The sequence below is a fragment of the uncultured Tenacibaculum sp. genome (assembly GCF_947502995.1).
GTDB lineage: Bacteria > Bacteroidota > Bacteroidia > Flavobacteriales > Flavobacteriaceae > Polaribacter.
Window position 1 is genome coordinate 97,207 of record NZ_CANNBW010000011.1, and the last position, 11,847, is coordinate 109,053.

The following is an 11,847-nucleotide window of genomic DNA, read 5'->3' on the forward strand; positions in this document are numbered from 1 at the left end:
CTTTATAACATTTCTATATCATCAAAATTTACTCCTGAAATATCTGTTTTTCCACTTGCTGTTGGATAATTTTCACATACTACTTTTGTAATAACTTCAGGAATTGTTCTATAATCACTTACAGAAATACAATTGTCTCCTAATAATTGTTTCCAGCCTTTTTCTGCTTGAATAGCTCTTCCGGAATGATTTACACTAATATGAAAAACATCATATTTCTTTTGAACTTCTTGAAACAATTCCATTTCTGAAAATGTTTGCTGACCGCTTCCCATAATTTCTTGTATTGCTGAAGCTGGTAAATGTTTCAAATTAGGTTCGTCTCCAATCGTAAATAAAATTCCTTTTTGATTTCTCTTTTCAAAAGCATCTGTTCTTGTATGAAAAGCAGCGAAATACCATGATAATAAATAACTTTCACCTGCATTTCCACCTCCACCAGATTCGATATAAGTTCTCGTTAACCACATATCTAATTCTTCATCTCCAGATTCAAACTGACCAACTTGTAATGGATAACTATCACATTCATGATCTCCAATTCCTAAGAATAATAAAGCGACATCTTCTGCTCCATTTTGAATAATTCCTCCCATTAACTTAGGTAAACCTTCTTTAATTAAATCATGTGGAATATGTCCCATACTTCCAGTAACATCTAACGCTAAGATTACTGGAAATGAATTTGGGTGTACTTCTGAATCTCTTGCTTCTCTGAAATCTACTCCATTCGGATTCATTGAATTGTGTGCACGTCTTTCTCTATTTTGCTTAAAGATTTCATTTATTGATTTACTTGCGTAACCTTCCTTTTGTGCTTTTAAAGCTCTTTTACTTAAATTGTATCTAGTTCCTCCCATAATTATATTTTTTTACCGAATAAGTGTTCGTATCGTTTTTGTGCAATTTCTAATTGAATGTTTAAGTTTCTGATTTTTAAGGATAATTCTATGTCTTTTATCACAAAACTTTCCGGATCAAAATCTGCAAACGTTAAACTGTTTTTATCTAATGGACTGATGTCTATCGCTCCTTCTTGTTCTCTAGTTAATCTTTTAATTTTTAACTCGATGTCTTCTACTCTTCTTCGATAGATTAATTCTGCATCTTCTCCAATAGTTCTAGCTCTGTCTTCTCTAATTTGATCGTTATTCCTTCGTAAGGCATCAACAAATCTTGGTTTTAATTCTTCACTCATACTATTTTATTTTATCACAAACAAATGTATTTGCGTAATTACAACACAAATATAAATCAAGAAAACAGATTTACAAAATATTTTGCGTTATTTTTACGCAATAAAATTTTATCCATAAAAAAACCATCCTAATTAGATGGTTCTTTTAAATTGAGTTGAAATAACTTATTTTTTATTCTTTACATATTTATCTAGCCATTGTTCTTGCTCCCATAAAAGATGTAATATTGATTCTTTCGCTCTATAACCATGACTCTCTTTTGGTAACATTACTAATCTTGCAGTAGCTCCTAATCCTTTTAATGCATTGAAATATCGTTTACTCTGTAATGGATATGTTCCTGAGTTATTGTCAGCTTCTCCATGAATTAATAGTAAAGGAGTTTTCATTTTATCAGCATGCATAAAAGGTGACATTTTATAATACACTTCTGGTGCATCCCAATAACTACGCTCTTCACTTTGGAAACCAAAAGGAGTTAATGTTCTATTGTAAGCTCCACTTCTAGCTATTCCTGCAGCAAATAAATTTGAATGAGATAAAAGATTAGCTGTCATAAACGCTCCATAAGAATGTCCACCTACAGCAACTTTGTTTCTATCAATATATCCTAATTTGTCAACAGCATCTATAGCTGCTTTTGCATTTCCTACAAGTTGCTTTCTAAACGAATCGTTTGGTTCTTCATCTCCTTCACCTACAATTGGGAAAGAAGCATCATCTAAAACAACATATCCTTTAGTTACCCAGTAAATAACTGATCCCCAATAAGGATAAGTAAAAGAATTTGCATTTGAAGTTGATTGACTTGCACTCTTTTTATTTTTAAATTCTCTTGGATAAGCCCAAAGTATCATTGGCTTTTTCTCTTTCTTATTTTTATCATAACCAACTGGCAAATACAATGTTCCTGAAAGTTCTAATCCATCTTCTCTCTTATATTTAATTACTTCTTTATGAACATTTTGAAGACTCTTAAATGGGTTTTCAAAATTTGTAATTTGCTTTAATTTGTTATTCTTATTAATATTTCGAATGTAGAAGTTAGGATAATCATTAGCAGATTCTATTCCAACTAAAAATTTACCTTTCTTTAAATCTAAAGCAGTATAAATCTCTTCTTTTTTATCTTTATATGCAGATTGATACACTCTTTTTGTCTTTTTATCTTTTAAAGATAACTTGTCTATAAAAGGAAATTGACCTTCTTTTGTATAACCATCTCCATTAAGATATACTTTCCCTTTTTCAATATAAACTACGTTTCTTCCTAATTCATTTTTAACAGTTACAAAACTTCCTGGATCGCTATATCTATCTTGATAATTATAGTCGAATAATATTTCTGGTTTTTTACTGTTATTCTCTGGATCGAATAAATACGTTTTTAAGTTTCTTGTATTCCACCAATATCCGTAAGCTAAAGCTTTATTTTTATCATTCGTCCATAAAATCCCACTAAATCTGTTTACTGTTTTTAAAATAGATCTAGGTGTTCCTGAAAATGGTGCTTTTAATTCAAAAACTTCATCTCTGTGAGATACTTCAACACTAGGATCTCCTCCATCTAAAGCTTCTGCCCATATTAAAGTAGCTCCTTCATCTGCTCTCCAACTAAAGCTTCTTTTTCCTTTAATTGTAGACATAAACCCTTTTGGACGAACCTCATCATTTTCAACTTTGTTAATTGTCTTAAAGAATGTTCCATCACTTTTATAAATCTTTGTTTCGTGTGGAAAACGAGAATAAGGCACTAAGTACGAAAATGGTTTATCTAATTCTGTAGTCATTATATAAGAACCATCTGGAGAAAATGACATTCTCCAATACATAGCAGTATTTGCCCATTTACTTTTTTGTCCTTTTAAGTCTACTTTATAAATATCTGATCTTACTAACTGTTCGAAATTATGTTCGTCATTAGGGTTCTTTAATAAATCTTGATATGTTCTGTTTTGAGCTTTAACTCCTTCACTCACTGAAATTGTTGGTCCAGAAGGAACAGCAGTAGCTTGATTTATTAATTCTTTTTTATCGTTTGGTAAAACTTTTACTAATAATGCTTCATTATTTTTAAACCATAAAAAAGGACTTCCCATATTAGCATTTAAATTTGCTTCGGTGATTTTATGAACTGTTGCAGAAGCAATATCTAAAATCCAAAGTTCTACACCTGTACTTACTGTATTGGTAAATGCAATCTTTTTGTAGTTTGGTGACCAAGAAAAGTTTGCTAATCTTGGTGAAGTAGGTAAACCTTTCACTTCTTTGATAGTTTCGCTACTTGTTTTTTTGAGTTTAATATTATTAAAATATGTAGCTCTACTAGAGATATTTGTTTTAGGATTAATTCTAAGTCCTCCTAATCTCATTTCTTTTTCAGATAATTCTTCTATAGACTTGTAACTGTCTCTGTATAGAAAAACTAAGTTCTCTCCTTTATCATCTATTCGTATAGATGGAGCAAGAGGAACATCTACTAAATCTAAAATTTCTTTTGAAGGTTTTTGATATCCTAAGTTTTGTTGTGAAGTAATGCTTTGCATTCCGGAAAAAATAAGCGCAAAAGTAATAATTTTGAGAATTTTCATAGTTTAAATTAATAGGTTTTTGACTTTGCATATTACCCATTATTTTTTAAACAAATCCTAATTTTTTCTTAAATGGTCTCTAACTTCCATTAAAACAAAGCCTAACAAATTTAATCCTTTCCACCTGTTCGGATTTTCAATATTCTTGTAATCTGAAGCCAAACCAACTCCCCATACTTTATCATACGGACTAGCTTCTACCAAAATTCTATCTTTAGTGTTCATTAGAAATTCTTTTAATGCGTCGTTTTGAGAGAACTTTCCTAAATTTCCTTTGTAAACTATTAAGTATTTCTGATTATCCCAAACTGATGAATTGAATCCTTTTACTTTTCGTCCTAGTTGTTTCACATCATGCGGATGATTTGAGGATAATATTTCTTCTAAAACCTCTTCATCGTTAAACAATCTAGCTTTTTCTGCCATCATATAATGTTCAGCAGTTTTGTATGTAATTCCGTTAATCACAAAATCAGACTCCCACCATTGACTGAAACATGATTTACTTATACTTCCATCTTTATTGGGTTGATGTCCCCAGAAGAAAATATATTTTAAATGTTCTCCTGTATTATATCTTTCTTGTATAGTTGTATTTGAATATTTCATAGCTTTTATATTTTATAATCTTCCTTCTATTTTCATCTTAATCAATCCAGCGTGAGATAGAGGTTTCTTGGAATTTTCGATTTCTTCATTAGTTTCATAATCTAAAAGAACTAATGTTTTACTTTTAGACAATTTAGTTAACTCTCTTAATTCTTTTTGTAAAACATGATCTAAAACCCAATTATATATTGGCAAATAAATTTCCTTTCTTGCTGATATATAATCTAACAATTCCTCTCCTTTCACTCCTTTTCTATGTCCTAAAGGCTTTCCAAATTTTCGAACTGTTCTTTTTAAACCTTTCATAGAAGTCACCTTAAACTTTGATTCATCTACATCTTGTGTTTCAAAAACTTTTAATCCTTGCCATATTCCTTCTACAGAAGCTGAATATTTACCTTCAGAAAAAGAAATTGGAATATTTCCTACGGGATAAAACGGACTAAATTTTACCATTGGCATTTCTCCTTTTGAAGTTACATCAACTATAACTGCATCTGGAAAATCTTTTAAAATGTTTTCTACCTTTCTTCTTTTACTTTGAATAACAATCATGAGATTAGTTTTTGAATTTTAGTATTAAACGATAAATATGTTTTAACGTCATTCCGAATTTATTTCGGAATCTCATGTTACCCATCTTATTTTGATGAGAACCTGAAATAAATTCAGGTTGACGTTTGTTCTTAAATCAAATATTTAGAATAATAAACTTAAATCACTAAATAGGGCATTGAATTTCTACCTTTTTCTTTAGGATATAGTTTTCTGACCTCTTCACTTTGTATAAACTCTTTCGTATCGATATTTAAGGCCGTTAAACGTCCTTTAAAAGCTGCTCCAGTATCTACATTCCAAACATTAGCTCCATTCATAGGTTCGAATTGATTATATCTTGTTGTTGGTGTATGCCCGATATAAATCTCATTAAATAAGGTCAATCGTTTTGGATATAAAGGTGAATCTTTATCTAAAGTTTTATCTAAAGAAATTGCCGTTTCCCAAAGTGTTCGATCCCAATTAAAATTAGATTCATACATTTCTTTTTGCGGTCCGTGCATTGATGAAAATCCAGCATGAATAAACAATCGATTATCAGCATCAATATGAAATAACTTCATTTGTTCTATAAACTGTAAATGCTGTAGTTTATCATACTCTGTATATCCATCATAACTTTCAATTGTTTTTACACCTCCATGAAATAACCAAATATCATTCGTTATTCCACTTCTTAACCAGTTTTCGCAATATTCATCGTGATTTCCTTTGATGAAAATACAATCATGCTTTTCTCTTAATTTCATTAAATAATCGATAACCTGAGCAGATTCACTCCAACCATCTACATAATCTCCTAAAAAAATTAAGGTATCGTTTTGCTGTAACTCTAGTTTATCAATTAACTGACGTAAGCCTAATAAGCCTCCGTGTATATCTCCTATGGTAAATGTTCTTGGTTCCATTTTATAATGCTTCTTGAAATTGTGTTAAAAAATCTAGCGCTGTACCTCTATACTTGTAAAACTGCTTTTTATCTCTAAAGTTTTCTGTAAAGTTGTTATCTTCTAGATTTACGTCTATTACAGCTCCCCCGTATTTAATTGTTTGTTCTACTAATCTATTCGGTAAAGTAGTAGCTCCAGAACTGCCTAAAATTATTAAAACTCCAGAATTTTTAGCTATTTTTAATGTTGTGTGAAGTTTAAAATTTCGTTCATTATAAAACTCGTCAAACCATAAAATATTCGGACGCGTATCTGTTCCACATTTTGGACACAATAATAATTTCTTTTCATCGTAACTTAAATCTTCATCTATAGCTTTTAGTTGAATCTCTTTAGGCATTTTATAAACATCTTTCGAACATTCATCTGCACAACGCATTTCTCTTAAATTACCATGTATTTCGTATACAATTTTAGATCCCGCTCTTTGATGCAAGTTATCTATATTCTGTGTGATTAAATGAAAACGATCTTGTAAAGTGTTCTCTATTTCAACTAATTTAAAATGCGATGCATTCGGTTTAGCTTCTGCAAACATTTTCTTTCTAAAAAATGTGTATTGCCAAACTTCATCTGCATTCTTACTAAAATGTTCAAAAGTTCCAAACGATTCGGGTTTGTAATATTTCGTTCCTTTTATCCATATTCCATCGGTTCCTCTATACGTTGGAATTCCACTTGCTGATGATATTCCTGCTCCAGTTAGGAATGTGATGTTATTTCTATTATTCTTTGAATTTACTTTAGTTAGTATTTCTTTTAACTCTTTCATTTTATTTCTTTATTAATCATTCTTTTTTCCATTGATGAAAAAAGAATCAAAAAATCTAGCCTTAAGATCATATCACTCTAAAAAAGAATATCCTCGATGAACTCGTTTCACTCAGACAGCTTTTCATTCTTAACGCATCTTGTGGTAGATTTTTAGGTGTATTATCTTTATGACACTTCTCATAATTAACTTTTAAACTCTTTTGTACATCATAACTATTTCTAGTGTATAATTTATCTCTAAAATTATCTTATGCCTATTTTATCTTCTAATGAAGAAGGCAATTTATAAATTCGTTCTTTGGGAAGAAGTCTTTTGGCTTCGGTATATTTTCCTTTCTTTCTCAGCTCATTGATTTTCTTCGTTAAAGGTGTAAAATCAACAATTTCTTGAATCCATTCTTCATTAAATTCATGTATTAAGCACCTACTGATTCCTACTTGAATAGATCTATGTTCCAATTTATTTCCTCTAATATTTCGTTCTGGATCCCATTGAATATGAACTTTAGCTTCTTTAAATTTTTGTTCCCATTCCATTCCACTTTTATAAACTTTAGTATCAGGATCTGTTAATACCCCCATTTCTAAAGCTTTCTCCCATTTAATTCGTTTTATTTTAATTCCCAAAATATAATCTTGATTACTTTTTGTTCCCCAATTACTTCGTTCCATTAACCATAAATATGATGGTTTAATCCATGTCATTCTGGTAAATGAAAAAGGCGATTCAAATCGATTATTTTTAAGAGCTTTCGTTGCTATTATTTTGTTATAAGCCTGATAAACAGTTATTGTGTTTTTATCATAACTGGCTCTTATTTCCTGATAATTAGCCATTTTTTAAATTTTAATAATCCCAGATCAATCCTTTTTCATTTAATCGATATTGGAATTTTTGTGTGTCTCCAAAAGTTTTATAGTCTTTATAATTTCCTAAAACAACCTCGTCGTATGCTAAAAACATTTGATTTGCTGCAATATCAAAAGGCATTCTTCCACAACCTGTACATAAACCTGGAACAGCAATGATATGAATTTCTTCGTGTTTTTTTGCCGCTATTAAAATTGCTTTCATTGCTAAATAAGCGTTCACCGAAGTTGCGATATTAAAACTCATAGGAACTCGCATTGTTGGAGCAGAAATCAAATACGGGATTTTTTCATTCTCCGTTGGAATTATCATTGACTGCCCTACCAACAATTCTCTTTCATCTAATAGCGCTATTCGTTTCTGTAATTCATCTTGAATATGCCAACCTAAAGTTTCTGATAAATGAATATCTAAACCTCCATCCATAAAACCAAAAGAATTTGCTGGACTAACAATTGCGTCGCAAGCAACCTTAACTATATCTTCTTCTATAATTTCAACATCTTCATATTCTGAAAAGTAAGATTTCCAAGCTTTTCCTAATTCTGGTTCTTTATATACTAGTTTTATTTTCATGCTTTTATAAATTATTATTCTTTTTTCCATTGATGAAAAAAGAATCAAAAAAATCTAGTCTTGACCTGTTAATCTTAGATTGTCAGTTCGAGTGCTTTTTAGGTACGAAAAAGTGTATCGAGAACTATTTCTAAGTTAAAATTCTTATTCTCGATACAATTTTTCTTCATTTCATTTCGATAAATCACTCGAATTGACAGAATTTTACTCCAAATACACAACAGATTAATCTTAATTAATTTTTTGAACTCTTTTGTACATTACATCTGTTCTTAACACATACTTTACTCCTGAAATTAATTCTTTTCCTTCATGACGTAATCGATGTCTGAAAACTAAAACAGTTCCTTTCTTTGGTTTTATTGTACCAATGTTTCTAAAAGCTGTTTCTCCTCCTTCAAAATCATCATTCAAATAAATCAAAAAAGAATAGAAACTTTGCTCTTCTAAATTCCTTCTGTAACTTCCATCAATGTGCATTTTAAAGCGTTGACCTTTGGTGTACTTATACACTCGAAACATTTCATTTAAGCCAATTCCTTCATAAAATCCAACTTTCTTAGGAATAAAATCTTGTAATCGATTCCAGAAATCTTGCCCTAAATCTTCATCAAAAAACAAATAACGATCGTTATTACGAACTCCTTTATTCATTACCTGATTTCCATCTACAGAAATTTTTGCTTCTTCAAATTCTACTGTCTGATATTTTAGTAAATACTCAAAACACTCTTCTTCTGAAAGGAAGTTTTCTATTAAAAATATTTCGTCGTGTACATTAATTTTTTTCATAGTCGTTTTATTAAAATAATATTCAAAGACTATCAATAAAAAGATCACTTCGTCATTCTTCCTCCTGATGACGGAAATCTAGTTTGACATACTTTAATATTTCTTCTATTTGAATTCTATAAAATTTGCTGGTACATGATCTGTTAACCACACTCCATTTTTAGATTGATAGAATTCGAATCCTGCTACATGCATTGCTCCTGAGCGAACAGTTAAAATCGTAGGAACTCCTCTTCGACTTCCCACTTTTGTTGCTGTCTCTAAATCTTGACTTAGATGCACATGTTGTCGGCTCATTTTTTGCAATCCTTTTTCTCTTATTGATTGCATAAACTTTGGTACCGTTCCGTGATATAAATATTCTGGTGGTTGAATAGCTTCTAATTTTAAATCAATCGTTTTTAAAGAATGACCTTGATTGGCTCTAATCTTTGTTTGATCTTCATTAAAACTAAATCTCTTTTTATCGTTTGTTGCAACTACTTCTTCTAGTTTTTCTATTGAAAAGTGCTTTCCTTTTCTTTTCGATTTTTCAATAAGTTCAGCTACATCTGCCCAACCATTTTTATCTAATTTCAATCCGATTAAATCAGGTTGATGTCTAAGTAGTAGACTTAGAAACTTACTTATACTTTTTATTTCTCTTTCGTTCATTTTGTTTTGTTTTTAATTGATCTCGACTGCTTCGATTTGGCACTCTGCACTTATATCACAATCTCGCGTTTTAACTATAGTTAATTCAAAGGTTTTTGATTTAAAATATCTCTTTGAGATCGACCTAAAGGAACTCTAAATACTGGTATTTTAATATTATAGTATGTAATGAGTTCTTTAATCGTTTGATCGATTTGTTGCATATCATATCGTGATGAAAAATGACCTAAAATCAGTTTTTCAATATTGATCTGACTGACCATTTCTAACACTTCTTCTAAAGAACTGTGTTTGTTTTTATCATTACCTTTTTCTACTTCTTCTTTCTTTAAAAATGTGGCTTCATGAATTAACACTCCACACTTATCATACTTTGAATAATCATATACTGGTGTATCTCCTGAATACACTAGAATTGAGTTTTTAATCTTTTCTTTGATGAAATCTTCTCCTTTATCTTGTTTTATACCGATAATCTCTTTTGAAGACAAATTTGTAAACTCTTGCTTCAATTTATGCTTTGTTTCAAATACTTGAAAGGACAAACTTTTCAATTGATCTTTCACATCTATATGTTGATTTTCGAAACATAAAACTTCGATACCAGATTTTATCTGAATAATTTGTTTGTCTTCTAAACTATTCCATATTGTTCCTGATGTATGTGGATCAAATTGACTAGTGAAATTTTGAATAAATGGAAACGATCCTGAATCTTTCGGATAATAAATATTTGGCTTACGATGTGCAAACAATTGATTATACTGAAAAATTCCACCTAAATGATCTCTATCTGCATGTGAGATAAAAATGTTTTTTATTTTACCACACTTCCCTAATAAACAAGATATTAATCCGTCACCAGCATCAAATAACAATCCAAGTTCTTCAATAAAGTACCATGTTGAAAATAATGCTGTTGAATATCCATGTATTGTTAATTTCATTTCTTTTATATTTTATCTCTTTCATTTCTTTATCATTTTTATTGAGAGTTTACATCATATCATCTGTTGTATTCATTTTGTCTTGATACAAAACGAATCAAAAAATCAAGACAGATGATAAAAAGCTAAGAAAATACTACGGTATCTCCAGCCACAGATGAAAAGAACTCGCTATCGCTCAAACAGCTTATCATCTTTTCTTCCAATACTGTTATCTTGATTTTCAAACTTTTTATCAATATGCCATCTTTCATTTCAAAATCTCCTTATAAATCGTAAAATTTTCTTCATCAAAACAGACAAAAATTAGCTTTTCTACAACTGGGTATTCTTTTACCGTTTCAATTGCTATTTCTGCTGCTAATTGCTTCGGAAACTTATAAATCCCTGTACTAATATTCGGTAAAGCAATCGTTTTTAAATCATGCTCTTTCGCTAATAACAGACTATTTTTATAATAGTTGATCAATAATTCTTTTTCCAACGCTAATCGACTTCCTCCATTATAAACCGGACCAACAGCATGGATTACTTTTTTAGCTGGTAAATTTCCAGCAGTTGTAATTACTGCTTCTCCGGTTTTACATTTTCCTTGTCGATTTCGAATCTCTTGACAAGCTTCTAAAATAGCTTTTCCTCCTGCTCTATGAATTGCTCCGTCTACTCCACCACCACCTAATAAACTAGAATTTGCTGCGTTTACAATTGCATCTACTGCTATTTTAGTAATATCTCCTTTATGTAATTCTATTTTCATATTTCTTGTTTTATTGTCATATCGAGTGATTCCAATATATTGGAATTGTATCGAGATATTTTAATTTGTTCTCGATACAATTTTCTTCCGATTTCGATAAACTCAATCTTCAGAAAAATCACTCGAACTGACATATTACTTAATTATGAATATTCTCTACAGTTTTCATAATTTCATTTACAAGTAGACTTTCACTAGTTTTATAATCTTTACCGATATAAACTTTAAGTGTTTTTATTTCTCCTTGTATTGCTTCATTAAAACTTTCCAATTGATCTGCTGGAACCCATAATTCATTATGAATTTTCCCTCCTACATTTTCGATTGGATATTTTTTAAACTCATCTTCAGAAATTTCAAAAGCTGTTACAAACCCTAAATAGTTACCAAAAGGATCTGTGGTATTCCATTTACTTGCTATTTCTGAAGCATATTCTTCATTTAAAACAGGATAAAAAATAGGTTGCCACTCCAACCTTGATGGAAATTTTTCAAATCCACTTTCAGCTATTAATAACATTTCTTTTTCTCCTACTGGTCTATATAACTTTATCTTTTTCATTGCTAAA

At 30.2% G+C, this 11,847-nt stretch carries 14 protein-coding genes; all 14 read right to left on the reverse strand.

Going from position 1 to position 11,847, the window contains the following annotated elements; all coding sequences use genetic code 11:
* Positions 1–2 precede the first annotated feature (2 nt).
* Positions 3–860, reverse strand: a complete 858-nt coding sequence (locus Q1A46_RS10635; RefSeq protein ID WP_299677929.1) for a hypothetical protein — start codon at positions 858–860, stop codon at positions 3–5.
* A gap of 2 nt (positions 861–862) precedes the next feature.
* Positions 863–1,198, reverse strand: coding sequence for a hypothetical protein (locus Q1A46_RS10640; protein ID WP_299677932.1), 336 nt, complete (start codon positions 1,196–1,198; stop codon positions 863–865).
* A gap of 165 nt (positions 1,199–1,363) precedes the next feature.
* Positions 1,364–3,790 carry a S9 family peptidase gene (locus Q1A46_RS10645; RefSeq protein ID WP_299677935.1) on the reverse strand — a complete coding sequence of 809 codons (2,427 nt, stop codon included), beginning with the start codon at positions 3,788–3,790 and terminating at the stop codon, positions 1,364–1,366.
* 57 nt (positions 3,791–3,847) lie between these two features.
* On the reverse strand, positions 3,848–4,399 hold the full coding sequence (locus tag Q1A46_RS10650) for an NADAR family protein (RefSeq protein ID WP_299677938.1): 552 nt from the start codon (positions 4,397–4,399) through the stop codon (positions 3,848–3,850).
* Between the two features lie 12 nt (positions 4,400–4,411).
* Positions 4,412–4,954 carry a hypothetical protein gene (locus Q1A46_RS10655; protein WP_299677941.1) on the reverse strand — a complete coding sequence of 181 codons (543 nt, stop codon included), beginning with the start codon at positions 4,952–4,954 and terminating at the stop codon, positions 4,412–4,414.
* A 158-nt stretch (positions 4,955–5,112) separates the two neighbouring features.
* Entirely contained in the window at positions 5,113–5,865 is a 753-nt protein-coding gene (locus Q1A46_RS10660; protein WP_299677944.1) for a metallophosphoesterase family protein, read from the reverse strand.
* A gap of 1 nt (position 5,866) precedes the next feature.
* Positions 5,867–6,679, reverse strand: coding sequence for a Sir2 family NAD-dependent protein deacetylase (locus Q1A46_RS10665; RefSeq protein WP_299677946.1), 813 nt, complete (start codon positions 6,677–6,679; stop codon positions 5,867–5,869).
* Between the two features lie 245 nt (positions 6,680–6,924).
* On the reverse strand, positions 6,925–7,518 hold the full coding sequence (locus tag Q1A46_RS10670) for a DUF4291 domain-containing protein (protein ID WP_299677949.1): 594 nt from the start codon (positions 7,516–7,518) through the stop codon (positions 6,925–6,927).
* A gap of 10 nt (positions 7,519–7,528) precedes the next feature.
* Positions 7,529–8,128: a macro domain-containing protein gene (locus Q1A46_RS10675; protein WP_299677952.1), complete on the reverse strand. Its 600-nt coding sequence runs from the start codon at positions 8,126–8,128 to the stop codon at positions 7,529–7,531.
* A gap of 231 nt (positions 8,129–8,359) precedes the next feature.
* Positions 8,360–8,920 carry a 2OG-Fe(II) oxygenase gene (locus tag Q1A46_RS10680; protein ID WP_299677955.1) on the reverse strand — a complete coding sequence of 187 codons (561 nt, stop codon included), beginning with the start codon at positions 8,918–8,920 and terminating at the stop codon, positions 8,360–8,362.
* 105 nt (positions 8,921–9,025) lie between these two features.
* Positions 9,026–9,574, reverse strand: a complete 549-nt coding sequence (locus tag Q1A46_RS10685; protein ID WP_299677958.1) for an RNA 2'-phosphotransferase — start codon at positions 9,572–9,574, stop codon at positions 9,026–9,028.
* Between the two features lie 80 nt (positions 9,575–9,654).
* Positions 9,655–10,521, reverse strand: coding sequence for an MBL fold metallo-hydrolase (locus Q1A46_RS10690; protein ID WP_299677961.1), 867 nt, complete (start codon positions 10,519–10,521; stop codon positions 9,655–9,657).
* Between the two features lie 250 nt (positions 10,522–10,771).
* Positions 10,772–11,278: an O-acetyl-ADP-ribose deacetylase gene (locus Q1A46_RS10695; RefSeq protein ID WP_299677964.1), complete on the reverse strand. Its 507-nt coding sequence runs from the start codon at positions 11,276–11,278 to the stop codon at positions 10,772–10,774.
* A 139-nt stretch (positions 11,279–11,417) separates the two neighbouring features.
* Positions 11,418–11,840: an ADP-ribosylation/crystallin J1 gene (locus Q1A46_RS10700; protein ID WP_299677967.1), complete on the reverse strand. Its 423-nt coding sequence runs from the start codon at positions 11,838–11,840 to the stop codon at positions 11,418–11,420.
* Positions 11,841–11,847 lie beyond the last annotated feature (7 nt).

Coding starts and splice junctions, on each gene's coding strand:
- Q1A46_RS10635 (WP_299677929.1), bottom strand. CDS start 860: ATGGGAGGAACTAGATACAATTTAAGTAAAAGAGCTTTAAAAGCACAA.
- Q1A46_RS10640 (WP_299677932.1), bottom strand. CDS start 1,198: ATGAGTGAAGAATTAAAACCAAGATTTGTTGATGCCTTACGAAGGAAT.
- Q1A46_RS10645 (WP_299677935.1), bottom strand. CDS start 3,790: ATGAAAATTCTCAAAATTATTACTTTTGCGCTTATTTTTTCCGGAATG.
- Q1A46_RS10650 (WP_299677938.1), bottom strand. CDS start 4,399: ATGAAATATTCAAATACAACTATACAAGAAAGATATAATACAGGAGAA.
- Q1A46_RS10655 (WP_299677941.1), bottom strand. CDS start 4,954: ATGATTGTTATTCAAAGTAAAAGAAGAAAGGTAGAAAACATTTTAAAA.
- Q1A46_RS10660 (WP_299677944.1), bottom strand. CDS start 5,865: ATGGAACCAAGAACATTTACCATAGGAGATATACACGGAGGCTTATTA.
- Q1A46_RS10665 (WP_299677946.1), bottom strand. CDS start 6,679: ATGAAAGAGTTAAAAGAAATACTAACTAAAGTAAATTCAAAGAATAAT.
- Q1A46_RS10670 (WP_299677949.1), bottom strand. CDS start 7,518: ATGGCTAATTATCAGGAAATAAGAGCCAGTTATGATAAAAACACAATA.
- Q1A46_RS10675 (WP_299677952.1), bottom strand. CDS start 8,128: ATGAAAATAAAACTAGTATATAAAGAACCAGAATTAGGAAAAGCTTGG.
- Q1A46_RS10680 (WP_299677955.1), bottom strand. CDS start 8,920: ATGAAAAAAATTAATGTACACGACGAAATATTTTTAATAGAAAACTTC.
- Q1A46_RS10685 (WP_299677958.1), bottom strand. CDS start 9,574: ATGAACGAAAGAGAAATAAAAAGTATAAGTAAGTTTCTAAGTCTACTA.
- Q1A46_RS10690 (WP_299677961.1), bottom strand. CDS start 10,521: ATGAAATTAACAATACATGGATATTCAACAGCATTATTTTCAACATGG.
- Q1A46_RS10695 (WP_299677964.1), bottom strand. CDS start 11,278: ATGAAAATAGAATTACATAAAGGAGATATTACTAAAATAGCAGTAGAT.
- Q1A46_RS10700 (WP_299677967.1), bottom strand. CDS start 11,840: ATGAAAAAGATAAAGTTATATAGACCAGTAGGAGAAAAAGAAATGTTA.